This is a genomic window from Uliginosibacterium sp. H1 (assembly GCF_036017065.1).
In the GTDB taxonomy this organism is placed as follows: domain Bacteria; phylum Pseudomonadota; class Gammaproteobacteria; order Burkholderiales; family Rhodocyclaceae; genus Uliginosibacterium.
In genome coordinates, this window is record NZ_JAYXHR010000002.1 from 1 (window position 1) to 23,965 (window position 23,965).

General features: G+C 66.7%; 28 protein-coding genes. 9 read left to right on the forward strand and 19 right to left on the reverse strand.

The window, feature by feature from the left end; genetic code table 11:
- Positions 1-311 precede the first annotated feature (311 nt).
- Entirely contained in the window at positions 312-1,163 is an 852-nt protein-coding gene (gene rpoH, locus VVD47_RS09440; protein WP_327603206.1) for an RNA polymerase sigma factor RpoH, read from the forward strand.
- A gap of 75 nt (positions 1,164-1,238) precedes the next feature.
- Here the strand turns inward: rpoH and VVD47_RS09445 are convergent, their stop codons facing one another.
- Positions 1,239-2,618, reverse strand: coding sequence for a HAMP domain-containing sensor histidine kinase (locus VVD47_RS09445; protein WP_327603207.1), 1,380 nt, complete (start codon positions 2,616-2,618; stop codon positions 1,239-1,241).
- 14 nt (positions 2,619-2,632) lie between these two features.
- Positions 2,633-3,322 (reverse strand): response regulator transcription factor, encoded by a 690-nt coding sequence (locus tag VVD47_RS09450; RefSeq protein WP_327603208.1) that lies wholly within the window; start codon positions 3,320-3,322, stop codon positions 2,633-2,635.
- Between the two features lie 172 nt (positions 3,323-3,494).
- On the opposite strand from VVD47_RS09450, the gene VVD47_RS09455 reads away from it, so the two are divergent.
- Complete coding sequence (locus tag VVD47_RS09455; RefSeq protein WP_327603209.1) at positions 3,495-4,040, forward strand: Spy/CpxP family protein refolding chaperone; 546 nt, start codon at positions 3,495-3,497, stop codon at positions 4,038-4,040.
- A gap of 25 nt (positions 4,041-4,065) precedes the next feature.
- Entirely contained in the window at positions 4,066-4,440 is a 375-nt protein-coding gene (locus tag VVD47_RS09460; RefSeq protein ID WP_327603210.1) for a hypothetical protein, read from the forward strand.
- A 45-nt stretch (positions 4,441-4,485) separates the two neighbouring features.
- On the opposite strand, the gene VVD47_RS09465 is transcribed toward VVD47_RS09460, so the two are convergent.
- The 7 genes from VVD47_RS09465 to VVD47_RS09495 all read right to left on the reverse strand — a co-directional run bounded on the left by VVD47_RS09465 (position 4,486) and on the right by VVD47_RS09495 (position 10,100).
- A complete protein-coding gene (locus tag VVD47_RS09465; protein WP_327603211.1) occupies positions 4,486-5,622 on the reverse strand; it encodes an ABC transporter permease in 1,137 nt (378 codons plus the stop codon).
- A 133-nt stretch (positions 5,623-5,755) separates the two neighbouring features.
- On the reverse strand, positions 5,756-6,052 hold the full coding sequence (locus VVD47_RS09470; protein WP_327603212.1) for a GIY-YIG nuclease family protein: 297 nt from the start codon (positions 6,050-6,052) through the stop codon (positions 5,756-5,758).
- Positions 6,053-6,178: 126 nt separating this feature from the next.
- Complete coding sequence (locus VVD47_RS09475; protein ID WP_327603213.1) at positions 6,179-6,841, reverse strand: HAD hydrolase-like protein; 663 nt, start codon at positions 6,839-6,841, stop codon at positions 6,179-6,181.
- A gap of 3 nt (positions 6,842-6,844) precedes the next feature.
- Positions 6,845-7,450, reverse strand: a complete 606-nt coding sequence (locus VVD47_RS09480) for a hypothetical protein (RefSeq protein ID WP_327603214.1) — start codon at positions 7,448-7,450, stop codon at positions 6,845-6,847.
- 9 nt (positions 7,451-7,459) lie between these two features.
- Positions 7,460-8,440 carry an ABC transporter ATP-binding protein gene (locus tag VVD47_RS09485; RefSeq protein WP_327603215.1) on the reverse strand — a complete coding sequence of 327 codons (981 nt, stop codon included), beginning with the start codon at positions 8,438-8,440 and terminating at the stop codon, positions 7,460-7,462.
- Positions 8,437-9,420, reverse strand: a complete 984-nt coding sequence (locus VVD47_RS09490) for an HlyD family secretion protein (RefSeq protein ID WP_327603216.1) — start codon at positions 9,418-9,420, stop codon at positions 8,437-8,439. Before VVD47_RS09490 ends, VVD47_RS09485 begins: the two co-directional genes overlap by 4 nt.
- On the reverse strand, positions 9,417-10,100 hold the full coding sequence (locus tag VVD47_RS09495) for a CerR family C-terminal domain-containing protein (protein ID WP_327603217.1): 684 nt from the start codon (positions 10,098-10,100) through the stop codon (positions 9,417-9,419). Before VVD47_RS09495 ends, VVD47_RS09490 begins: the two co-directional genes overlap by 4 nt.
- Before the next feature lie 481 nt (positions 10,101-10,581).
- Here VVD47_RS09495 and VVD47_RS09500 point away from each other — a divergent pair, with 481 nt between their 5' ends.
- From VVD47_RS09500 to VVD47_RS09520, 5 genes are all read left to right on the forward strand, one after another.
- Positions 10,582-11,067: an SRPBCC family protein gene (locus tag VVD47_RS09500; RefSeq protein ID WP_327603218.1), complete on the forward strand. Its 486-nt coding sequence runs from the start codon at positions 10,582-10,584 to the stop codon at positions 11,065-11,067.
- A gap of 24 nt (positions 11,068-11,091) precedes the next feature.
- Positions 11,092-11,571: an SRPBCC family protein gene (locus VVD47_RS09505; RefSeq protein WP_327603219.1), complete on the forward strand. Its 480-nt coding sequence runs from the start codon at positions 11,092-11,094 to the stop codon at positions 11,569-11,571.
- The gene (locus tag VVD47_RS09510; RefSeq protein WP_327603220.1) at positions 11,555-11,941 is read left to right on the forward strand and encodes an ArsR/SmtB family transcription factor; all 387 of its coding nucleotides are present in this window, start codon (positions 11,555-11,557) and stop codon (positions 11,939-11,941) included. Before VVD47_RS09505 ends, VVD47_RS09510 begins: the two co-directional genes overlap by 17 nt.
- Before the next feature lie 126 nt (positions 11,942-12,067).
- The gene (locus VVD47_RS09515) at positions 12,068-12,415 is read left to right on the forward strand and encodes a GFA family protein (protein WP_327603221.1); all 348 of its coding nucleotides are present in this window, start codon (positions 12,068-12,070) and stop codon (positions 12,413-12,415) included.
- A 40-nt stretch (positions 12,416-12,455) separates the two neighbouring features.
- Positions 12,456-13,241, forward strand: a complete 786-nt coding sequence (locus tag VVD47_RS09520) for a sulfite exporter TauE/SafE family protein (RefSeq protein WP_327603222.1) — start codon at positions 12,456-12,458, stop codon at positions 13,239-13,241.
- Between the two features lie 28 nt (positions 13,242-13,269).
- On the opposite strand, the gene phnX is transcribed toward VVD47_RS09520, so the two are convergent.
- From phnX to VVD47_RS09550, 6 genes are all read right to left on the reverse strand, one after another.
- Complete coding sequence (gene phnX, locus VVD47_RS09525; protein ID WP_327603223.1) at positions 13,270-14,115, reverse strand: phosphonoacetaldehyde hydrolase; 846 nt, start codon at positions 14,113-14,115, stop codon at positions 13,270-13,272.
- 102 nt (positions 14,116-14,217) lie between these two features.
- A complete protein-coding gene (psrA, locus tag VVD47_RS09530) occupies positions 14,218-15,303 on the reverse strand; it encodes an iron-containing alcohol dehydrogenase PsrA (RefSeq protein ID WP_327603224.1) in 1,086 nt (361 codons plus the stop codon).
- 84 nt (positions 15,304-15,387) lie between these two features.
- Complete coding sequence (phnE, locus tag VVD47_RS09535; RefSeq protein WP_327603225.1) at positions 15,388-16,206, reverse strand: phosphonate ABC transporter, permease protein PhnE; 819 nt, start codon at positions 16,204-16,206, stop codon at positions 15,388-15,390.
- A gap of 1 nt (position 16,207) precedes the next feature.
- Positions 16,208-17,011, reverse strand: coding sequence for a phosphonate ABC transporter ATP-binding protein (gene phnC, locus VVD47_RS09540; RefSeq protein ID WP_327603226.1), 804 nt, complete (start codon positions 17,009-17,011; stop codon positions 16,208-16,210).
- Positions 17,008-17,880, reverse strand: coding sequence for a phosphonate ABC transporter substrate-binding protein (gene phnD / locus VVD47_RS09545; protein ID WP_327603227.1), 873 nt, complete (start codon positions 17,878-17,880; stop codon positions 17,008-17,010). The genes phnC and phnD overlap by 4 nt, the downstream gene beginning before the upstream one ends.
- A gap of 190 nt (positions 17,881-18,070) precedes the next feature.
- Positions 18,071-19,525, reverse strand: coding sequence for a PAN domain-containing protein (locus VVD47_RS09550; RefSeq protein ID WP_327603228.1), 1,455 nt, complete (start codon positions 19,523-19,525; stop codon positions 18,071-18,073).
- Between the two features lie 109 nt (positions 19,526-19,634).
- Here VVD47_RS09550 and VVD47_RS09555 point away from each other — a divergent pair, with 109 nt between their 5' ends.
- Positions 19,635-20,507, forward strand: coding sequence for a LysR substrate-binding domain-containing protein (locus VVD47_RS09555; protein ID WP_327603229.1), 873 nt, complete (start codon positions 19,635-19,637; stop codon positions 20,505-20,507).
- 71 nt (positions 20,508-20,578) lie between these two features.
- On the opposite strand, the gene VVD47_RS09560 is transcribed toward VVD47_RS09555, so the two are convergent.
- The 4 genes from VVD47_RS09560 to fmdA form a co-directional block, all read right to left on the reverse strand.
- On the reverse strand, positions 20,579-21,193 hold the full coding sequence (locus VVD47_RS09560; RefSeq protein WP_327603230.1) for an SCO family protein: 615 nt from the start codon (positions 21,191-21,193) through the stop codon (positions 20,579-20,581).
- Positions 21,194-21,321: 128 nt separating this feature from the next.
- Positions 21,322-21,627 (reverse strand): hypothetical protein, encoded by a 306-nt coding sequence (locus VVD47_RS09565; RefSeq protein ID WP_327603231.1) that lies wholly within the window; start codon positions 21,625-21,627, stop codon positions 21,322-21,324.
- A 561-nt stretch (positions 21,628-22,188) separates the two neighbouring features.
- Positions 22,189-22,518, reverse strand: coding sequence for an FmdB family zinc ribbon protein (locus VVD47_RS09570; protein ID WP_327603232.1), 330 nt, complete (start codon positions 22,516-22,518; stop codon positions 22,189-22,191).
- A 198-nt stretch (positions 22,519-22,716) separates the two neighbouring features.
- On the reverse strand, positions 22,717-23,946 hold the full coding sequence (gene fmdA / locus VVD47_RS09575; protein WP_327603233.1) for a formamidase: 1,230 nt from the start codon (positions 23,944-23,946) through the stop codon (positions 22,717-22,719).
- Positions 23,947-23,965 lie beyond the last annotated feature (19 nt).

The window sequence follows — 23,965 nt, forward strand, 5'->3', positions numbered from 1 at the left end:
TTACACACCCCTTTCAGATCGTCAAGCAATTTCGCAAATTATTTTTTACTGCTGAATTTGCTAACCGCCAACTTCCTGCCCCACTGCGAACCCGGCGCCGCTTTCGCGACCCCCGCTTGCTCAGCAGCAGAGAGGCGAGATTATGGATAACGATTCAACGAAGGTCAACCCCTTTCTGCATCGCACCACAAGAAACCTGCAAAACGGAACTATCGCCGGGCGTTAGCACTCCATGTACGCGAGTGCTAAGATTGGTCGCACGGGGTGCCGAGGCGCCTCGTGTACATATGTAAGGAGCAAGGAGGTAAGGCATGACTACCGCGTTGAGCTTTCCGATCCCGTCTGCCCTGGGCAGCATCGACCAGTACATACAGGCGGCCAATCGCTTCCCTGTATTGAGCGAGGAACAGGAGCAGTCGCTCGCCCGTCGCCTGCGCGACGAACAGGACGTGGATGCCGCCCGCCAGCTGGTGCTGTCGCACTTGCGCCTGGTGGTTTCGATCGCGCGTGGGTACCTGGGCTATGGCCTGCCGCACGCCGACCTCATCCAGGAGGGCAACATCGGCCTGATGAAGGCGGTGAAGCGTTTCGACCCGGAGCGCGGCGTGCGCCTGGTGTCCTTCGCGGTGCACTGGATCAAGGCCGAGATCCATGAATACGTACTGAAGAACTGGCGCCTGGTGAAGATCGCCACCACCAAGGCGCAACGCAAGCTGTTCTTCAACCTGCGCAGCCTGCGCGGTGACGGCCACTCGCTGACCCAGAGCGAAGCCGGCCAGATTGCCCAGCAACTCGGCGTGAAGCCGGAAGAGGTGCTGGAGATGGAGACCCGCTTCGCCGGTGGCGACGTGGCGCTGGAGAAGAGCTCGGACGACGACGAGGATCGCGTCGCCCCGATCTCCTATCTGGTCGATCCGTCTGCGGAGCCCAGCGAGGAACTGGCCGAACTGCAGAGCGAGCGCCTGCAGCATGAAGGCCTGCAGGCCGCCCTGGCCAGCCTGGACGATCGCAGCCGCGCCATCGTGCAACGTCGCTGGCTGACCGAGGACGATGCCGCGACCCTGCATGAACTGGCTGCTGAGTACGGCGTGTCGGCCGAGCGTATCCGCCAGATCGAAGCCAAGGCCATGCAGAAGATGCGCGGGCTACTGGCCGCGGCCTGACGGCGCGACCGCTTCAAATACAAACGGGGCCATGCTGATGCATGGCCCCGTTTGTATTTGGGAACAGCCGGAGCATCAGGTCGGCGGAACCTCGGCCGCCGGAACTGGCAGGGCGATGCTCACGCGCAAGCCGCCGTCCCGCCGGTTGCGGGCGACGATGGTGCCGCCATGCGCCTCGATGGCACGCCGGGCGATCGCCAGCCCCAGGCCATAGCCCTTGCCTTCGCCGTGGCCGCGCACGAAGGGCTCGAAGATCTGCTCCAGCTCGCTCTCGCCCACGCCCGGCCCCTGGTCGCTGACGTCGATCAGCACGCGGCCGCCGCTGCGATCCTGTCTCAGCACGACCTCCACGACCGAACGTTCCGGCGTGTGCTGCAAGGCGTTGCGCACCACGTTGTCGAGCGCGCGATGCAGCAGTTCACCACGTGCCGGCATCACCAACTCGCCGATGTTGCCGTCGTCGAAGCGGATCTCGCGCTGGGTGTCGGCGCCTTCGAAGCGCGCATCCTCGACCACCGTCGCCGCCAGTTCGGCGATATCCACGAAGTCCTGCCGCTCGGCCAGCGCGCCACCCTGTGCCGTGGACTCCAGGCGGGACAGGGTCAGCACCTCACCCACCAGTTCATTGAGGCGGTCCGCCTCCCGCTCGATGCGCGATAGCGCCGTATCCAGCTTGTCGGGCTGCTGGCGGGCCAGGCCCACCGCCACCTGCATGCGCGCCAGCGGCGAGCGCAGTTCGTGCGACACGTCGTGCAGCAGCCGCTCCTGTGAGCCCACCAGCTTCTGCAACTGCCCGGCCATGTGATCGAAATCGCGGCCGAGCTGGGCCAGTTCGTCACGACGCCGGCCCATGCTGGCGCCGACGCGTGCGCCCAGCCCGCCCTGCGCCACCGTATCGAACGCATCACGCAGGTGCTCGATGGGGCGCGACAAGTGGCGCGCCAGCAAGGCGCTGACGATCAGGCTGGCCGCCAGCGCAGCGGCGAACTGGAACCAGGGGAGGTACGGCACATAGGGGTTGCGGGGCGTGCGGCGCACGCGCGGGCTCTCCAATGGCGGCACGAACATCAGCAGCTCCTGCCCCTGCGGATCCTTCACGCTCCGCGCCGGGAACGGCAGATCGGCATGATCGCTGCGGATCCGCTCGACCAGCCCGGCCGGCAATTCGCGGCCCAGCAATTCCCGCCCCTGGGCATCGACGACCATCGGCGCCGGCAACTCCCAGTCCTTGCGGCCTGCCTCAGCCTGACGCAGGGCGGCCACGCCCCCCTGCTCTGCCAGCAGCGCGTACATGCGCAGCGAGAACTCCCCGCGCAGCATGACGCGCCCCTGCTGCTCGCGCTGCTCGTCCGCGCGCGACTGGTTGTACAGGTACACGCCGGCGGCCACCACGGCGCTGCCCAGCAGCAGGCTCAGCCAGAAGCTGAGGAAGATCTTCCAGAACAATCGATCCATGCGGGTTCCTGTTCCTACTCCACCAGCAACTGGTAGCCGATGCCGCGCACGGTCTGGATCGGCGAGCGCGCATCACCCAGCGTGCCCAGCTTGTGGCGCAGGTTGCTGATGTGCACGTCGATGCTGCGGTCGTAGCGCGCCATCGGACGGCCCAGCGCAATCTCGTACAGCTCGTTCTTGCTCACCACGCGCCCGGCCTGGCGCGCCAGGGCTTCGAGCAGGCTGTACTCGGTGCTGGTCAGCTCCAGCACGCGGCCATTCCATTCGGCGCGCCGTTGCTCGGGAAGAATCTGCAGGGCGCCGAGGGCGATGTGCGTGCGCTCGCCCTCCGCCACCGGCGCGTCACCAGTGCGGCGCAGGATGGCGCGGATGCGCGCCACCAGTTCACGCGGCGTGCAGGGCTTGGGCACGTAGTCGTCGGCGCCCAGCTCCAGGCCCAGCACGCGATCGATGTCGTCGCCGCGCGCGGTCAGCATGATCACCGGAATGCGGCTGCTCTGGCGGATGCGGCGCAGCGCCTCGATGCCGGACAGGCGCGGCATCATCACGTCCAGCACCGCGATGTCGTGCTGGCCGGTCAGTGCCTCCGCCGCGCCGGCCTCGCCGTCATGCGCGGTCTGCACCGCGAAGCCTTCGGCTTCGAGATATTCCTTCTGCATGGCGCACAACTCGACGTCGTCGTCGACCAGCAATACACGCGGCATCAATCCTGCTCCGTAAACGGTAGAACCCACGGTCGATGATACGACCCCCATTCCGGCACCAACACAGATTTACAGCTCTTAACCTGTCTTTACATGCCTGCAACCCCTCTTTACGGGGGTGCCGCGCAGACTGCGTTCCACGGTGTCCGCCGTTACATACAAGGAGCTGACCATGAAACACAACACCATCGTTCGCCGCTTCCTGCTCGCCAGCGCCGTCGCCCTCGCCCTACCGGTCGCCGCCCAGGCGCAGGGCCGCGGGGATCGTCAGGCCGAAGGCTTCCATCCGGCCGCCATGCACGACGGTGCGCGCGGCGGCATACGGGGCCACGGCGAGATGACCGGCATGCGTGGCCTGAACCTCAGCGACGCGCAGAAGAAGCAACTGCGCGAACTGCACGACAAGCAGAGCGATGCCGCCCGTCCGAAGCAGCGCGCGCTGCGCGAAGACCGCATCGCGCTGGCGCAACTGACGCGTGGCGAGCAGTACGACGCCAGGCGCGCCGCTGAGCTCACCAGCAAGATCGGCAGCCTGCAGGGTGACCTGCTGCTGCAACGTATCGAATCGCGCCGTGCCTTCCTGGCCGTGCTGACCCCGGACCAGCGCACGCAGCTGCAGAAGAACATGGAGCAGCGCCACGACCATCGTCGCCAAGGCGCACCGGCCCGACGCGGCGAAGAGCGCGGCCCGCAAGGTGGCCCGCCGCCGCGCGTGTGACCACGGCATTACCAGACTCCCCGCAGTGACGCTGCCGCTGGCAGCGATTGGGGCCGATGTTCGCATCGGCCCTTTTTTGTTCACGGTGCTGGCGCAAAACGACGACGCTCAGGCGCTTCGTCGCTCCCGCACAGCGGGGCAAGCGGGCATTTCGGCGCATTCGGAAATGCTTGCAAGGCGGAAAGCCCGTGGCGTTCAACGGCTGCAAACGACGCTGGATTCCCGCTCGGGCAAGGCCCGGTTCAGCCTGAGCTTGTCGAAGGACGGGAATGACGAGGGTGGGTTGGCGGTCGTTCCACGTTTGGTGCACCTTGCTACGCACTCGTTGCTTCGCGGAGCACGGCAGCGCACTGAACACGCTCCAGCGCATCCCGAACAGCACGATGCGCGCGTGGAATGACAGACACGGAGGTCCCGGCGTGTGCGACGTACGCACTCCGCAACGTCAATCCAGCGTGCGCCGGAAGCGCTTCAGCCCCACCAGCATCACCGCCAGCATGAACAGCAGCAGCGGCCAGATCTCCGGCCACAGGTCGGGCAGGCCGTTGCCCTTCAGCATCACGCCGCGGATCAGGCGCAGGAAGTGCGTCAGCGGCAACACCTCGCCGATCCACTGCGCCCAGTCCGGCATGCCGCGGAAGGGGAACATGAAACCGGACAGCAGGATGGACGGCAGGAAGAAGAAGAACGTCATCTGCATCGCCTGCGTCTGGTTGCGCGCCATGCTCGACATGGTGATGCCCACCGTCAGGTTGGCCGCGATGAACACCAGCACGCACAGCATCAGCAGCGTGAAGCTGCCGGCGAAAGGCACGTCGAACACGTAGCGCGCCGCCAGCAGGATCACCAGCACCTGCACGTAGCCGATGATGATGTAGGGCGCGATCTTGCCCACCATCACCTCCAGCGGCCGCACCGGCGTCGCCAGCAGGTTCTCCATAGTGCCGCGCTCCACCTCGCGGGTGATGCCCAGGCCGGTCATCATGATCAACGTCATCGTCAGGATGACGCCCATCAGCCCCGGCACGATGTTGTACTGGGTAATGCCATCCGGGTTATAGCGCTTCTGGATGCGCCACTCGAACGCGGGGGCGCCCGGTTGCAACGCCGCGAGCGGGCCCTTGAGGTCATGCGCCAATGCGGTGGTGGCGAGTTGCTGCACGGCACCGAGTGCCGGGCCGGTGGCGCCTGGGTCGGTCGCATCCGCCTCCAGCAGCAACGCCGGGCGCTCACCACGTTCCAGCGCGCGCGCAAAGCCGGCCGGGATGGTCAGCGCGAACTGCGCCTGCCCCTGCGCCAGCATGCGGTCGGCCTGCGCATCGGTCACGTCGCTGGCGACGACACGGAAGTAGTCCGAGTTCTCCAGCGCGCGCACCAGGCTGCGCGTGTAGGTGCCCTGCTCATGCGCGACGATCACCGTCGGCAGGTACTTCGGGTCACCGTTGATGGCAAAGCCGAACAGCGCCATCTGGATGATGGGAATGCCGATCATCATCGCGAAGGTCAGGCGGTCACGCTTGAGCTGGATGAACTCCTTGAGCATGACGCCGAGCAGGCGTGAGAGGCTGAAGGTGGATTGCATGGAGTGGTCCTCGTTACTCCGTCATCCCCGCGGAAGCGGGAATCCAGTGTCGTTCAACCCAACTACAACGTCGCCGGGTTCCCGCTTCCGCGGGAACGACGTGGGTGGAGGCATGGCGACCACTATTCGTTGCTCAACCATTGATCGCCTCCCACAGGTCGTTCCAGTACGGATCCATCTTCTCTACGAGTTCGATCTTCCAGTCGCGCTGCCACTTCTTGATCTGCTTCTCGCGCGTGATGGCCGACTCCATCGTCGCGTGCTGCTCGTACCAGACGAGGAGATGCACGCCATGGCTCGAAGTGAAGCCCGCCACCACATCGTTGCGGTGCTCCCAGGCACGCTTCACCAGATCGGACGTCACGCCGACGTAGAGCGTCCCGTTGCGCTCGCTGGCCAGCATGTAGACGCAAGGAGCACGCTCCCTCATCACACCTCCCTCACCCTCGCACCGTCATTCCCGCGAAAGCGGGAATCCAGTGACTTTGATGTGGCGGTTGAACGACACTGGATTCCCGCTTTCGCGGGAATGACGAGGTGTGGGGTTGTTCGATACTCATATTCGACTGCCTTCGCACAACGGCACCAACGCATGCAACTCCGTGGTCACAGCCAGCAGGTGCGCCGGTTCGTGCGCGGTCAGCTCTTCCCGCGAGCCATAACCCCACAGCACGCCTGCGGCGGACAGCCCGTTGCGGTGCGCCGCAATCATGTCGAACTCACGGTCGCCGATCATCAGTGCGCGCTCGGTGACGATGCCGCGCTCGCGCAGCTTCGCCATCTGCTCCCACTTCTCGATGTGGATATCACCACCATCGACGAAGCGGAAGTGCTGCGCGATGCCGAACAGTTCCAGGATGCGCTGTGCGAAGTCCGCGCGCTTGGAAGTGCACACCGCCATCGGCACACCTGTGTAGGCCAGCGCCTGCAGCGCCTCGGCCATGCCGGGGTAGAGGGTGTTCTCGGCATAGCCCACGTCGGCATAGCGTTCGCGGTACTTGGCGACCAGCTCCTGCAGGTGCGTCTCGTCGTCGCGGCCGGTGTAGGCGCGGAAGCTGTGGAACAGCGGCGGGCCGATCCAGGGGGAATGCGCTTCGCGTGGCAGCGTGGCGTAGCCATAGTGCTCCAGCGCATAGTTGATGGAGCGACCGATGCCGTCGATGGGATCACTGATGGTGCCGTCGAGGTCGAAGAGAAGGTGATCGTACGAACGGGCCATTCTTCAAGCGCCAGCAATTAGTCCGTCGGGATCAATTCTCAACCCGCAACGATTTGCCATGCTCTCAACGAGTCTAAAGTTGACCGCCTTGGCAAGGCGCCCCGCCAACTGCGCCTCTTCAGGCGTCGCAAGTTCCGCCCGGTGCGCAACACGATTGCGCGCCTTCTGTGTTTGCATTACGTCGTCCCACATCGTGGAGACTCTTCCTCCCAATCGAAGGGTATGAAACTCAGTACCCAGATACTCACTGAAAAGTACGTTCAGCAGATCCTTGTATCGGTCTATCCCCGCTTGCCGGATCACTGCCTCAGAAATCAACGATGCCAAGGGTTCGCTATGAACTACCCCACAGATCACTGGCTCTAGGATGGCTTTCTTTATGCCTACTTCTATTGCGGTGGTGTAAAGCAAGACAGCGCTCGTTGGTGACGCGCTGACGACTCTGTCCCCCTCCGCGAGGAACGAGCGGCCCGGCTGAGCCAACGACCGATTGCCTAAGTAGAACTTGCGCAGCTGTTCCTCCGCGTGCTCATCGACTGCCTGCTGCGCAACTTCCTCTACGAATTGACTGTATGCGGCATCTTGTTCTGCCTCTTCCCAAGTGATCATCGCTCACCCCTAAGAAAAGTTATCCGTCGCCTGCCGCATCAGATGGATGAACACATCCTCCAGCGACGGCTTCCCTGCTTCCCACTGCAATTCCCCCCGCGCCCGGTACGGCGCCAACGCCGTGTCCAGCGCCCCTTCATCCAACCCGTTCACATGCAGCGTGTTACCGAAGCGCGTGACCATCGTCACCGCGGGCAGCGCTTCGAGTTCGTGTGACAGCGCACCCACATCCGCACCGCTGACGTTGCGGGTGACGAAGCCGCTGCGTTCCACCAGTTCGGGCGGCGTGCCCATGGCGAGCAGCTTGCCGTAGGCGATGTAGCCGAGGCGGTGGCAGCGTTCGGCTTCGTCCATGTAATGGGTGGAGACGAGCACGGTGATGCCTTCGGCGGCGAGCTGGTGGATCTCGTCCCAGAAGTCGCGGCGGGCGCTGGGGTCGACGCCGGCGGTGGGTTCGTCGAGGAGCAGAAGTTCGGGCTCGTGCAGCATGCAGGCGGCGAGCGCCATGCGTTGCTTCCAGCCGCCGCTGAGCTTGCCGGCGAGCTGGGTCTGGCGGCTGGCGAGGCCGAGGCGTGCCAGGGCTTCGTCCACGCGCTGGCGGCGACGGTCCATGCCGTACATGCGGGCGACGAAGTCGAGGTTCTCGCGGATGCTGAGGTCGTCGTAGAGGCCGAACTTCTGCGTCATGTAGCCGACGCGGCGCTTGATCTGCACGGCCTCGCGCACGACGTCGAAGCCCAGCGTGTGGCCGCTGCCGGCGTCGGGCGTGAGCAGGCCGCACATCATGCGGATGCTGGTGGTCTTGCCGGAACCGTTGGGACCGAGGAAGCCGTAGATCTCGCCGCGGTTCACGCGCATGGACAGGTTGTCGACCACGGTCTTATTGCCATAGCGCTTGGTGAGGCCCTGCACGTCGATGACGATGTCGCGGTCCGGCGCGGAAGGCGCAGCCGTGGCCGGCACATCGATGGTCGAGGCAGAGGCGGTCACTGCGCGGCTCCGGGCTTCACTTCGACCGGCTGGCCGGGATGCAGGCGCGCGGCGTCGGCTTCGCTGGGCCAGGCTTCGACGAGGTAGACGAGGCGGGCGCGGTTCTCGCGGCTGTAGATGACCGGCGGGGTGAACTCGGCCTCGCGGGCGACGAAGCGCACGGTGGCGGGCACGGGGTCGCCACAGCCGTCGCAGCTCACCTGCACGCGGGTGCCGGCCTTGTACTGCGGCAGCATCGGCTCGGGCACGTAGAAGCGCAGCTTGATGGCCGCGGGCGACAGCAGGCTGACCACCGGGGCGCCGGCGTTCACCCATTCGCCTTCCCGGTACAGCGTGTCCTCCACGCGTGCGCTGACGGGCGACTTCAGCGACTTCTGCGCGAGGTCCCATTCGCTCTGTGCCAGTGCGGCGCGGGTGGCGCGGGCTTCGGCGGCGGCGGCATCGCGCTCGTCATCACGCGCGGCGAGGCGTGCGCTGCGCAGGTCGGCTTCGAGCTGGCGCACCTGGGCGATGTCGGCGTCGCGTTTGGCGACGAGGGCCGACAGGTTGTTGGGCGACACGAAGCCGGCGTCGGCGAGTTTCTGCTGGCGCTGCAGGTCGGTCTCGGACTGGCGTTGCGCGGCGCGCGCGGCGGCGATGCCGGCTTCGATGGCGGCCAGTTCGTCGCGGCGCTTGCCCTTGGACAGGTCAGCCACCTGCGCCTCGGCCTTGCCGACCTGGGCCTGCGCGGCATTGACGGCGGCGGCCTCGCGATCGCTTTCCAGCACGAACAGCGGCGCACCGGCCGCGACCTCGTCACCACGCACGACGGCGAGCTTCGTCAGGCGGCCACCGATGGGGGCGGCGACGCGCACGAGTTCGACTTCGACGTAGCCGTTCAGCACGCCATCGTCCTGACGCTCGCATGCCGTGAGCGTGGTGAGGCAGGCCAGCGCGACGGCAACGCGCGCGCAGTACTGCGGAACGGATGATGACTTCATGCTTGCGACTCCCTGCCCTCGCGCATGGCCTGCAGGCCGGCCCAGGAGAAGGCGCTGATGTGATCGGCCAGGTGTGCGACGAGATCGCCACGGCCGTAGAGGCTCGGGTCCAGGCGCTCCACCATCGGGCGCGCCAGGCGGTAGGTCATGCACTGGCCGAACACGCTGAGCATGGCGCGGCGCACCTGGTCCTGCGTGAGGTCGGCACCGGCGATGTCGCGCACCAGCGCGTCGAGCTGCGCGGACTGCGGCTTGATGAAGCGCTCGAACATGGTGTCCAGCGCGGCGGTGGGGCTCATGATCTCGCGCGACATGAGGGCCGGCAGGCGTATGGCCTCCCCCTCGCCCGTGCCGTCGCCGAGCAGCCGCGTCAGCAGCGCGGTGACGAAGAAATGCAGGCGTGCGCGCGACGACAGGCCGGGCTGCGGCGACACGATGGGCGTGCGTTCAATGGCCAGTTGCGCGTGGTGGCCGAGCACCGCGAGGTACAGGCCTTCCTTGCCGCCGAAGTGGTAGTTGATGGCCGACAGGCGCACCTGGGCGCGGGTGGCGATGTCGGCCACGCGGGCGGACTTGTAGCCCTCGTCGATGAAGACCTCGGTGGCCGCGGCGATGAGCTGGGCGCGGGTTTCTTCGCCGGTCGCGTTGTTGCCGGCAGGCCGGCCCGGGGCGGGGGACATGGTGGTCGGTGTTTGCTGTGTGTCGATTCCTTTTTCATTATTAGAAATATTTTTCTACTTGCAAGGAAATTCTGTCCCTGGCTCCGTTGTTCCCACGCAGCGGAGGGGGCCAGCCCCGGGCGCAACGCCAGGCGGCAGCCGTTAATCACCCTCGTCATTGCCGCCCTTCGACAAGCTCAGGCTGAACCGGGCCTTGCCCGAGCGGGAGTCCAGCGTCGTTGGCAGCGGTTGAACGTCATCGGGTTCTCGCTTCCGCGGGAACGACGAGGCTCTGGAATCCAGCCGATAGGCAACCGGACAGCGCTGCGCTTCTCGGCAATGAACGAAGGTTTTGCGGAGATCTTGCGTCGTTTCAACCGGTAGATGCCTTGCTGGCCAACCGCAACTTTTTGGTTGCATTTTTCGGAACACGGAACCACACTGCAAACACGCAACCATTTTGTTGCCTGTCATTCCCTCTGCCCCTCGTCAGGAGTCCGCCATGAACGCCCCCACCAAACTTCCCCATTTCCAGCTGAGCCTCGTGCTGGAGGCCAGCCCCGCCACCGTGTATGCCGCCCTGACCCGCCCGGAAGGATTGCGCGGCTGGTGGACCGAGGACTGCGAGGCCGACACGGCGGTCGGCGGTATGCTGCGTTTCCGCTTCGGCGAGAACCACAAGGCCATGCGCATCGAGAAGCTGGAGGCCGGTCGCGAGGTGCAGTGGCTGTGCACCGAGGCGCAGATCGTGTCGCACGGCCTGAAGGATCCGGCCGAGTGGGTGGGCACCCGGATGAGGTTCCGGCTGCAGCCCGAGGGCCAGGGCCGCACCCGGCTGGATTTCGAGCACCTGGGCCTGACGCCGGCGCTGGAGTGCTACACGCTGTGCCAGAACGGCTGGAACTACTTCCTCAACAGCCTGCGGCAGTACGTGACCACCGGCAGCGGCACGCCGCATGCGCTGTCCACCGAATGCAGCGGACACTGAACTGATGCACTGATGGAGACCACCATGAATGCACCCGCAACGACCGGAAGCGCCGACCGCATCGAGCGCAGCATCCTCATCAATGCGCCACGCGAGAAGGTGTGGCGCGCGCTGTCGGACGCCGAGTCCTTCGGCAGCTGGTTCGGCGCCGACCTGAAGGGCCAGACCTTCGCGCCGCAGCAGCGCACGCTGGGCAGGATCACCATCTGCGGCTTCGAGCACGTGGCCTTCGACGTGATCGTGGAGCGCATGGAAGCGCCGCACACGATGTCCTACCACTGGCATCCCTACGCCATCAAGCCGGAGGTCGACTACGAGCAGGAAGCGCGCACCCTGGTGACCTTCACGCTGAAGGAAGCCCCCGGCAACGCGACGCTGCTGACGGTGGTGGAGAGCGGCTTCTCGAAGCTTCCGCCGGACCGCTACCCGGACGCCTTCCGCGCCAACGGCCGCGGCTGGGAAGCGCAACTCAAGAACGTGATGACCCATGCCGAGCAAGCCTAGAAATCTTTCATCCCCCTCCTCGCCCGCTGGCGTGTCCGGCCTGGTTCGCGCCAGCGACACGCTGGCCGGCGTGTTCGCCGCGCTGGGCGACCCCACGCGGCTGAAGCTGGTGGCAGTGCTGTGCGCGGGCGGCGCCTTCTCCATCGCGCAGCTCACCGCCGGCACCGAGATCAGCCGCCAGGCGGTGACGAAACACCTTCAGGTGTTGTCGGACGCCGGCGTGGTGCGCGACGTGAAGATGGGCCGCGAACGGCTATGGCAGCTGGAGCCCGCGCAGATCGAGGAGGCGCGCCGCATGCTGGAAGCCATCGGCCGCGAGTGGGACGTGGCACTGAACAAGCTGAAGATGTTCGTGGAGTCGTCGGAGTAGGAAGCCATCACGGAATGGTTCTGGCGTTGTTGCATCCCCTTGCCGTACCGCGCGTACTGCCTGCGGCGATGCACCTGGGCAGCACCGTGTCGCTACGCTCCACGATCAGACAAGGAGATACCGCTCATGCAATACAAGGGAAGCTGCCACTGCGGAAGAGTGGCGTTCGAGGTCGACGGCGAAATCGACGGCGCGCTGTCGTGCAACTGCTCGATGTGCCAGCGCCGTGGCTCTCTGCTGTGGTTCGTGCCACGCGAAAAGCTGCGCCTGCTGACGCCGGAGGATGCGGCGTCGACCTACACCTTCAACAAACACAAGATCCGCCACCGCTTCTGCCCGGACTGCGGCATCCACGCCTGGGGCGAAGCGACCACTCCGGCCGGCAAGCCCATGGCGGCGATCAACATCCGCTGCCTGGAAGGCATAGCTCTCGCGGAAATCCAGGTGGTCGACTACGACGGGCGCGCGCTGTAGGAGCCGGCTTGCCGGCGCCACGCGAGCGGGATGTTCCCCGATGGACAGCCCGCCGCATCCTGCCCAGCATGCGCGCATGGATGCGATGAGCAGCGGCATGATGGTGTTCGTGACGGCGGTATTCCTTGCCGCCGGTGCGGTGAAAGGCGTGTCGGGCATGGGCCTGCCGACGGTGGCGATGAGCCTGCTGGGCCTTGCGATGCCCACCGCCAGCGCCGCAGCCTTGCTGGTGGCGCCGTCGCTCGCCACCAATCTCGCACAGTGCTTCGGCGCCCATACGCGGCGACTGGTCGCGCTGCTGTGGCCGGTGTGGCTCGCACTCGTACTCGCCACGATCTTCCTGCCGCTGCCCGCGGACGCGGAGAGCCAGCGGCTGTCGCGCATCGCGCTCGGTGCCGTGCTGGTGCTGTACGGTCTGTGGGGACTGGCGGCGCGCAAGCTGCCGCAGCCCACACGCGCCCTGCCGGGCTGGGGACTTCTGGTCGGCGGCGTCACCGGTGTCATCACGGCGGCCACCGCGGTGTTCGTAATGCCGCTGGTGCCCTACCTGCAGGCGCTGCGGCTGGAACGCGACGCGCTGATCCAGGCGCTGGGCCTGTCCTTCACCGTCGCCACCGTGGCGCTCGCAATCCGCCTGCAGGGCAGCGCTTCGTTGCACCTGCTGTCGGTGCCGGTCGCGCTCGCCTTCGCTGCAGCGTTTGCCGGCATGTGGCTGGGCAGCCGGCTACGTGCCGGGCTGAGCGGCCCCGCCTTCCAGCGCACGCTGCATGCCGTATTCATTGCCCTGGGCAGTGCCAACCTGTGGAACGGACTGGCGCGCGGATAGCGTCGGCAACCACCGTTCCGGTCCACACTCAGGGCAGCTGGCCTTCGGACAGGCGACGCGCGATGTCGGCCAGCGCGCGCGGCAGATGCGCCACCGAGTCGATCACGTAGTGCGCGCCGCTGTCGTACAGGCGGGTGGCGGCCGTCTCACGGCACTGCGCGCGGGCTGCGTCGTCGAGGGCGGCCAGCGCCTCCACGGTCTGCCCCGTCTCGTTGCCGGACAGGGACAGGCCTACGGTCCACATGCCGGCGCGGCGGCCTTCCTCGATGCCCGGCGTGGTGTCGTCCACCTTCACGCAGCAGCGCACGTCGCCGATGCCCAGCGCGATGACGTTGGCCAGCGCCATGTACGGCCCGGGGCGTCCGCCCGCAGCCAGCTCGTCGCCGGCCACCACGTGGTCCGGCACGATCCTGTCGCGCGCGGCCAGCGGCAGCAGCACGTCCATCACGCGGCGCGGATAGCCGGAGCAGGAGCCGACCTTGATGCGCTGCTCGCGCAGGCTGTCCAGCACCTCGGCGGCGCCCGCGATCGGCTGCGAGTAGTCGCCCACCTTGGCGATCTGCATCGGCATGAAGCGCTCGTAGATGGCGTCGATGTCATGGTCGTTGGCGTCGGCGCCGGACTTGTCGCGCCACTGCGCGGCAATCTCCGGCACGGCCAGCAGTTGCCGGATGTGCTCGCGCTTCGACAGGCCCATCGGGCCGCGCGCCTGCGCCAGGGTCACGGTGATGCCGAAGCTGGCAAAGGCGTCGACGAAGATCTGCGTCGGTGCCAGCGAGCCGAAGTCGACCAGGGTGCCGGCCCAGTCGAAGATCACCGCCTCGATGCGGCGGCTGGTGGTGGAGGCGGCGGATGGCGAATGCGCGAGGGTCATGGTGTGGAATCCGTTTGGTCTTGAATCAGGGGTTGGGCCGCTTGCGGGCGGGCTGCTCGGGCCAGCCGCTCGGTGGTCGCTCAGTGGTCGCTCAATGGCCACTCAGTGCGCGGCAATGAAGTTGCGGCCGCGCGCGCCGCGCAGGGCCTGCTCGATGCGCTGGCTCCACTGCTCCGGAGCGATGCCGTAACGCGCCGGGTCGGTGCTGACGCCCAGACCTTCGAGGAAGGCGGTGAGCCGCGCGACGGCCGATCCGGCGTGGGTGGCGTCGAAGATGGACAGTAGCTGCGCGTCCACCTCCGCATCGCGGCCCAGTGCCAGCTCCATCACGCGCGGCAGGCTGAACGAGCAGGCGATGCCGTGCGGCACGCCTTCGGCCAGCGTGATGTCGTAGGACAGCGAATGCGCCAGCGCGGTACGCGTGTTGGAGAAGGCAACACCCGCCTGCAGGGCAGCCACGGCCATGCGCTCGCGCAGCTCACGCCGCGAGGGTTGCGCCAGCAGTTCCGGCAAGGTGTGCACGATGGCGCGCGCGGCGCTGACGGCCAGTGCGGCGGAAACCGGATTGCGGTTCACGTTCCACAGGGACTCCAGCGCGTGCGACAACGCGTCCAGGCCACTGGCGAGCGTCACCGACGGTGGCAGGCTGAGCATCAGCTCGGCATCGACGATGGCGGCCTCCGGCCAGGTCCAGGGCAGGTGCAGCGAATGCTTGGTGGCGCGCGCCTGGTCCCACACCGTGGCCCAGGGCGTGACTTCGCTGCCGGTGCCGGCCGTGGTGGGAACGGCGATCAGCGCGCGGTGGTGCTCGCGCTTCAATGCGCTGGCGAGATCGGGTCGCATCAGCAGGTCGTCGAAGCGGCCGGTGGCACCACGGGTGAGCATGGCCTTGGCGCAGTCGATGGCGCTGCCGCCGCCCAGCGCGATGACGCATTCCGCGTCCGGATGGCGGCGCCACAGGCGCTCGTACATCGGCGCCAGCCAGGCGACGTCCGGATTGGACGGCACGTCGGTCTCCACGGTCACCATGCTGCTGCCCAGCAGCGTGCGCAGGCGGTCGATGAGGCCCAGCGACTCCGCCTCGGGAAAGGCGATGACGATGGCACGGCGGGTGTAGAGGATGTCGGGCAGGCGCGCCAGCGCACCGGCACCGGCGTGGATGGAGACGGGGTTATGGAAGGTCCACATGGTGTGTTGTCGATGTCCTGTCGGATCGTGTGTGGTGATGCTCAGCAACGCAGCAGCGTGTGCGCAGCGTCTGCGCGGGCAGGATCAGTGACGACCCTTGCGCTGGATGAGGTGGCGCAGGCGGCTGGACAGCGTGTCGGCGGCGACCACCATGACGGTGATGACGATGATGCAGGTGGCGGTCTCGGTGTACTTGAAGAGCTTCAGGCTGCTGACCAGCTCGAAGCCCAGGCCACCCGCCCCCACCATGCCCAGCACGGTGGCCGAGCGAAGGTTCACCTCGAAGCGGTACAGCACCACCGCGATCCAGGCCGTGACGACTTGCGGCAGCACGCCGAAGACGATGACCTGCAGCGGGCGGGCGCCGGTAGCGCGCAGGGCTTCCAGCGGGCCGTTGTCGATCTCCTCGATGGCTTCGGCGAAGAACTTGCCCAGCATGCCGGCGCCGTGCAGCGCCAGCGCCAGCACGCCGGGAAACGGCCCCAGGCCGACCGCCGACACGAACACCAGCGCGAGGATCAGTTCGTTGATGCTGCGCGTGACGTTGAGGAACTGGCGGGTGATGCCATAGCCCCAGCGGTTGCGATTGAGGTTGCGCGCGGCGAGGAATGACAGGGGGATTGCCGGCAGGATGCCGAGCAGGGTGCCCCACACGGCGATCTGCACCGTCTCGATCGCCGGGGCGACCAGCCGGTCCAGGATGTCCAGGTTGGGCGGCAGCGTGCGGCTGAGGAAGTCGGCGATCTGCGGCAGGCCGGCGGCCAGCTCGCCCCAGCTCAGCTGCGCGCCACCGGCGCTCCACTGCAGCACGACGAGGCTGCCGACGATGATGCTCATCAGCATGGCCCAGCCGCGCGGCGATTCCGGCAAGGCGACGGTCCACTGGTAGTTGCGGAGGTTCATGTCAGGCTCCTGCGGTGGCGAAGGCGGGTTGCGCCGCCGGCATCGCGGTTTCACCGGCCGCGGCGGGGTGAATGCCATGGGCATCGTCGTAGATGCGCGCCAGGTCGGCCTCGCCCAGCGTGGCCGGCATGCCGTCGAAGACGACCCGCCCGTGCGCCAGGCCGACGATGCGGTCGCCGAACTCGCAGGCGTAGTCCACCTGGTGCAGGTTGCACAGCACGGTGATGCCGAGGTCACGCGAGGCGTCGCGCAGGTACTGCAACACGCGGCGCGAGGTGGCCGGGTCCAGGCTGGCCACCGGTTCGTCGGCGAGGATCACGCGCGGCTTCTGCGCCAGCGCGCGGGCGATGCCGACGCGCTGCATCTGGCCGCCGGACAGCGAGTCGGTGCGTTCCAGCGCCTTGTGCGACAGCCCCACGCGCGCCAGGCATTCGTGGGCCAGCGCCACGTCGTCGCGCTGGAAGAACTGCAGCACCGAGCCCAGCGTGCCCACCGAACCGAGACGGCCGGTCAGCACGTTGCGCAGCACCGACAGGCGCGGCACCACGTGGTGGTTCTGGAAGATCATCGCCACCTGGCGGCGCAGCGCCCGTTCGTCCCGGCAACCGATGGCGTCCAGGCCGGCCACCGCCAGCTCGCCCGCATCGGGCACCACCAGCCGGTTGATACAGCGCAGCAGGGTGGACTTGCCGGCGCCGGACTGGCCGAGGACGACGACGAACTCGCCGGCCGCCGCATCCAGATCCACGCCGCGCAGCACGGCGTTGTCGCCGTAGCGCTTGCTCAGTTGCCGGACGCGGATCATTTCATGCTCCGCAGGTCGAGCTTCAGCACGCGGGCGGTGTCGCGGATGACGTCGTAGGCCGCGTCGTTGGTGGGCTGGAAGCCGTTGAGCACGCCCTGGTCGCCCCAGGGCAGGTCCTTGATGCCGGCCATGGCCCTGGCGATCTTCTCCTTCATGGCGGGGTCGAGGTCCTTGCGCCACACCATCGGCGATTCCGGGATCGCGCTGGAGGACCAGATGACCTTGAGGTCTTCCTTCTTCACCTGGCCCTTGGCGATGGCGGCGTTGAGGATGCGGTCGGCCACGGCGGCGGCCTCCACCTTCTTGTTCACCACCGACAGGATGCTGGCGTCGTGCGAGCCGGAGAACACCACGCGGCTGAACAGCTTGTCCGGGTCATGGCCGGCGCCGAGCAGGCCGGCCTTGGGGAACAGGTGGCCGGAGGTGGAGCTGGGATCGACGAAGGCGAAGGTGCGGCCCTTCAGTTCGGCCACGCTGTTGATGCCGCTGTCGGCACGGACGATGACCTGGCTCTTGTAGGAGCTCTGGCCGGTCTTCTTGGTAACCGCCACGGCGAAGGCTTCGACGTTGGCGACGGTGGTGGCCATGACGTAGGAGAACGGGCCGAGGTAGGCGACGTCCAGCTTCTTCGAACGCAGGGCCTCGATGACGCCGTTGTAGTCGGTGGCGACGAAGGGCTTGACCGGTACGCCCAGCTGCTTTTCCAGCGCGTCGAGCACCTGCTTGCTGCTTTCCAGCATGGCCTGCGCGTCTTCGGCGGGAATCAGGCCGATGGTCAGCGGCTCGACGGCGGCGGCCGGGCCTGCGAGCAGCAGCGAGAGGGAGAACGAGAGGGCGGCCGCACGGGCGCCGGTGAAGAGACGTTTCATGGTCGGTGACTCCGGGTGTTGAGAGAACACCGCCACTTTGCGAATGTGACATTACGGTGACTGTATCGATTCGATAGCGTGTTTCCTGTCGATATATAGGTTCAATCAATAGATCGGCGGCGCCTCCCGGACAAACGAAAACCCCTGCCGCAAGCGGCAGGGGTTTGTCCTGCTCACACCAGAGGGGAGATCAGCAGTCCGGATGCTTGCGGCCCGGGGTCGGGTTGGGCAGGCCGAGGAAGTCCAGGATGTGCGGCGTGGTGCCGTCGATCTGCAGCAGCTGGGTGGCGCCCAGGTCGCCGCTGCAATACGGCGTCTTGCCCGTGCGCCCCCAGGTGTTGTTGAGGATCAGCGGCGTGCTGCGCTCCGCCGCGGTCTGCCCGCCGTGTCCGCTGCCGGTGCCGCCGTGGTCGGAGGTGACGATGATCAGCCAGTCCTCGTTGGCGTAGTTGGGGCGCGCCACCAGTGCGTTGAGTACCTGCTGGATCTGCGCGTCCTCGGCGGCGATCTGGCTGCGGTAGTAGGCGTTGGCCGGATCGTAGGCGGTGGCGTGGATGTCGGTGCGATGCAGGTAGTAGAAGATCGCCGTCGGCGCATGCGTCCAGCCCAGCCACGCCTTCACGGTATCGGTGGCCTGCTGCGAATTCTTGCTGGCGTTCGCCACCACGTAGTCGGCACCGGCCGGCTTCAGGTTGTTGGTGATGTTGTACCAGTCACCCACGATTGCCGTCGTCGCCGTCGGGTAGGCCTGCTCGATCAGGTCGAACACGTGCGGCTTGCGCAGCGGCAGGTTGGTGGCGTTCGAAGTCACACCATGCTGGTCGGCCCAGTAGCCCGTGAACACCGAGGCCCAGCCGGGACCGCTGATGGTGGACTGCGTGCCACCGGCCAGCACGTTGCGATGGAAGGCTCCGCCCGCGGCGAGGGCCGACATCGCGGGCGTGGCGACACAGGTGGGGCACAGGATCGCGTCACCACGCAGGCCGTCGAGGCCGATCAGCAGGATGTGCTTCTTGCCGGGAACCGGGTTCGGAATGCTGCCGCCGGCGACCAGCGCGTAATGGTCGTACGGGTTGCCGGCGTAGTCGGTCTTCAGCCCGCCGACATCGCTCGCGCGCTTGTCGCTGAGGTCGCACTTCGCAGTGGCCTTGTGATAGTCGAAGGACCTGCACCAGCCGCTGCGGCTGGCAGCGGTACAGGCAGCGGCGCAGTCGGCCGGCTGCACGTTGGTGAGTTGCTCGGTGTTGTGGCCGGAGATGGCGGCGTTGGGCGTCTGCAGGAAGGACGCCAGCGGATTCGGCTTCAGGCTGTAGTGGTCGTAGGGATTGCCGGCGTAATCGGTCTTCAGCCCGCCGACGTCCGCCGCGCGCTTGTCGCTGAGGTCGCACCATTGCGCGGAGCGGTTGTAGTCGAAGGACACGCACCAGGCGGCGCGCGAGCCGGCCGTGCAGGCCGCGGCGCAGGCTTCCGGCGTCACCGCGCTGAGGCGCTCGGTGTTGTAGCCGGCGATGGCGGCGTTGGGCGTCTGGGTGAATGCATCCAGCGCGGCGGCGAAGCCGGGGCCGGCATACAGCAGGCCGGACACGAGCACGGCGGAGGCGCGGACGGTCATCCGTCGCAGGGACTGCAGGACTGCTTGTTTCATGGGAACGCTCCTTGGGGTGAAAGGAGCCGCCAGCGTAGGAACGTCACATGACTGTCGCGCAATCGATTCAATATGCGCGGCTCACTCCATCCATCGACCAGACCTATAGATGTCTACAGCCCGTCTCCGCGCCTTCCTGGCCGTCGCCCAGCACGGCAGCTTCAGCGCCGCCGCCCGCGCGCTGGGCCTCAGCCAGCCGACGCTGACCACGCAGGTACAGGGCCTGGAACAGCAGTACCGGGTGGAACTGTTCCACCGCCGCGGCCGGCGCATCGAACTGTCGGAGGTCGGCCTGCGCCTGCTGCCGATCGTGCGCCAGATGTCCTCGCTGGAAACCGAGGCCTACAGCCTGCTGCACGATTGCGGCGAGCTGAACAGCGGCCACCTGAAGCTGGGCGCGGTCGGCCCCTTCCACGTCACCGAGATGGTGGATGCCTACCGGCGCCGCTATCCGCGCGTGGAGGTGTCGATCCGCATCGGCAACTCGGTGGAAGTCTTCGAGGACCTGGAGAACTACGTGGTGGACATCGGCGTGCTGGCCCGCTTCCACGACGCGCCGGGTTTCAGCGCGATGCGCTACGCGCGGCACGCGATCATCCTGTTCGTGCACCACGAGCACCCCTTCGCGCAACGCAGCAGCGTGCGTATCGAGGAGCTGCAGGACCAGCGCATGCTCCAGCGCGAACAGGGTTCCAGTACGCGACGGGTGCTGGAGGCCGCGATGGCGGAGGCAGGTGTGCGCACCGTTACCACCATGGAGATCGGCAGCCGCGAAGCCCTGCGTGAAGCGGTGGCGCGCGGCATCGGCATCGGCGCGGTGTCGGAGGCGGAATTCATCCCGGACCCGCGCATCCGCCCGGTGCGCATCGAGGGCGACCCCGCCAGTACCGAGACCTACCTGTATTGCCTGCAGGAGCGCCGCGAGAGCCTGCTGCTCAAGTCCTTCCTCGACGTGGCACAGGTCATCCGCCAGGCAGCCTGAACATTGCGGGCGCGACGGCCGGCCGACCTGCCTGTCGCCTGCTTGTCGCCTGTTTGCCGCCTGCGGGCCGCCTACTTGCCGTCGATCAGCTGCTTGACGTCCTGCGCGACGCGCTCCGGCGTCTCGCCGTGACGCACGAAGAGACGTGCCCTGCCCTGCGGGTCGAAGATGAAGAAGGCGGCGGTGTGGTCCATCGTGTAGGTGCCGCCGGCCACGTCACCACGCTTCTCGTAGAAGACCTTGAACTCCTTGGCGATGGCCGCCGTCTGCTCCTCCGTGCCACGCAGCGCGACGAAACGCGGATTGAAGGCGTTCATGTAGGCCTGCAGCAATTCCGGCGTGTCGCGGTTGGGGTCGACCGTCACGAAGATGACATCCAGCTTGTCGCCATCCGGGCCCAGCTTCTTGACCACCTCGGACAGCATCAGCATGCCGGTGGGGCACACGTCGGGGCACTGCGTGAAGCCGAAGAACACCGCCACCGCGTGCCCCTTGAAGTCCGCCAGCGTGCGCTCCTTGCCGTGGGCGTCCGGCAGCTTGAGGCCGGGACCCCAGGCGGAGCCGGTGACGTCCGTCGTGTTGAAGTGCGGGGCGTCGTCCCTGGCGCAGGCGGTGAGGACGAGAGCGGCGGCGAGCAGGAGGATGCGCAGCATGGCGTGACGGATGTCGGTGTGGGGAGGCGGCATTGTCGCGCATCACGCCGGTGTCACAAAGGCCGCGCCAGGTCTCGTAACACAGTGAAAGACCGCGTCAGCAACCCGGCGGGACTGGTCTTCGTCCCGCGAACGCAACTTCCCGCCACGCCCGCAGGCGATCAGATCGCCGGGACGTCGGCCCAGGTTGCCAGCTGCGGGTCGGTCTTCTTGAAGCCGATGGTGGAGCGCCCGGCGGGAAGGTTGATCTTGAAGACCTCCGGCCCCGGCGTCGCCCCGCCCGATGTCGCCTTGAGGACCCTGACGGGATGACCACGGTCGAGCGCCGCGATCGCGCGGTCCACGTCCTGCACGGTCGGCATCTCGGCCCACCGGTTGGTATCGCCGTCGGCGACGCCCAGCGTCACGTGCGTGACTTCATCGGTACCCGATCTCACCTTGACTGCGGTGATGTACAACTGTTGCATGACCATCCTTCCACGCTTCCAGCAAGAGGTTTGGAGAGACAGGCGCACGAGGAAAAACGCCTCCTGCGCTGCGCGTCTGTACAGGGGTTCACCTGCCCCTGCACAGACTCGCCGTTGCGCACGAAGTTCTGCCTGTAACGCACATTACATGGGCGTTACAGGGGAGTGCCGGGGTGGGCCTGTACCGACCAGGCCGGGGCTATCCGCAGGCTGCACGTGAGTCATGCCGCACGCAGCGATGGCGTGGCGGAGCTGCCTGCCGCGGCAGCGTCACGAGAGGTTCATGAATGCGGAAGCGAGGCCGGCGACGGCCACGCGCAGACACGCCGCAAGGCTCCACACGCAAGCCTCACATGCAGGTCCCGGAAAAAGGCGGCCACCCGCGAAGGTGGCCGAAAGAAGCGCAGCCGGCCGCATGTCCGGCTGCGACTCATGCGCGGTGAAATCTGCCCGCGGCGTGCGGAACGCTGCACGTCGTGCCGCGAGCTGCGGAACTCCCAGTGTCGTCGATGCTTCGCGAAAGCCGCGGGGTTCCCGCTGCCGCGAACGACGAAGTGGGAGTCAGTGACTGATCATCCAGGGCCGCTTGGTGGGAAAGGCCTTGCTGCCATCCGGCGCCTTCACGGTGGCGCTCTTGCCGGTGCTGCTGCCGCAGCCGCAACCGGGGCCATGCACGTGACCACCGGAGCGTTTGGGTTCGTGTCGCGCGCGCTCGTTGGTGGAGTGCGCGACGCGCAGTTCGGTGGACATGCTGGCGAAGGACGGTGCGACCAGCAGGCGCGAGGCAGCGGCACCGCACTGCGGGCAATGCACCGGCGCTTCGCGGTCTGCCATGCGGCGCATCACTTCGAACTGGCCGCAGTCCTGGCATTGGTAGTCGTAGAGAGGCATGAGTGTTCTCCTTGCTGGAAGCCGCAACAGAATGGTTCTGGCGTCGTTGCATCGCCTTGCCGTACCACTTGTACTGTCTGCGGCGATGCGCCTGGCCAGAACCGTTACGCTGCGCTTCACTCCATTCTGTTGCGGCTTCCGGGTTGCATCAGTTGACGACACCCTCTCCCGCAGCGAGAGAGGGTGTGTGCAAGCAACTTACTTGTCCTGCGAAATTGGCATCTGGATGGAGCCATCCAGATACTTCACCGGCCCGGCCGCGGTCGGGTTGATGTCGAACTCGAAGATGTCGGTCGGCAGCCACAGCGTCGCGCAGGCGTTCGGGATGTCCACCACGCCGCTGATATGGCCCTGCACCGGCGCCGTGCCGAGGATGGAATAGGCCTGCGCGCCGGAGTAGCCGAACTTCTTGAGGTACTCGATGGCGTTGAGGCAGGCCTGGCGGTAGGCGACGTGCACGTCCAGGTAGTGCTGCTTGCCGTACTCGTCCACCGAGATGCCTTCGAAGATCAGGTAGTCGTCGTACTTGGGCGTGATCGGGCTGGGTTTGAAGATGGGGTTCTTGATGCCGTACTTCTCCATGCCGCCCTTTATCAGCTCGACCTTCATGTGCACCCAGCCGGCCATCTCGATGGCGCCGCAGAAGGTGATCTCGCCGTCGCCCTGGCTGAAGTGCAGGTCGCCCACCGACAGGCCGGCGCCGTCGACGTACACCGGGAAGAAGATCTTGGAGCCGCGCGACAGGTCCTTGATGTCGCAGTTGCCACCGTGCTCGCGCGGCGGCACGGTGCGCGCACCCTCGGCGGCGATCTTCGCGGCGACGTCACCGATGGCCTTGCCGGCGTGCGCGGTCTTGGCGAACGGGGCGTTGGCCAGCGGCGGCACGCGCGTCGGGTTGGTGGAAATGAAATCCACCTCGCGCTCGTTCCACATGTCTAGCATCTTCTTGTCGGGCAGGCAGCCGATCAGACCCGGGTGGATCAGGCCGGCGTAGCGCACGCCGGGCACGTGACGGCTCTTGGTGAACATGCCCTCGATGTCCCAGATGGACTTCTGCGCCAGCGGGAAGTGCTCGGTCAGGAAGCCACCACCGTTCTGCTTGGAGAAGAAGCCGTTGAAGCCCCACAGGCTGTCTTCCTTGGCGCCGATGTCCAGCAGGTCCACCACCAGCAGGTCGCCGGGCTCCGCGCCCTTTACGCCGACCGGCCCGGACAGGAAGTGCACGGTGGTGAGGTCCACGTCGCGCACATCGTCCGCGCTGTCGTTGTTCTGGATGTAGCCGCCGGTCCAGTCGTAGGTCTCCAGCACAAAGTCGTCGCCGGGGTTCACCCAGCAGGTCATCGGGATGTCCGGGTGCCAGCGGTTGTGGATGTTGGCGTTCTCGTAGGGCGACTGCTTGAGGTCTACGGTGATGAGTTTTTCAGGCATGGCTCTCTCCTTGAGCGGT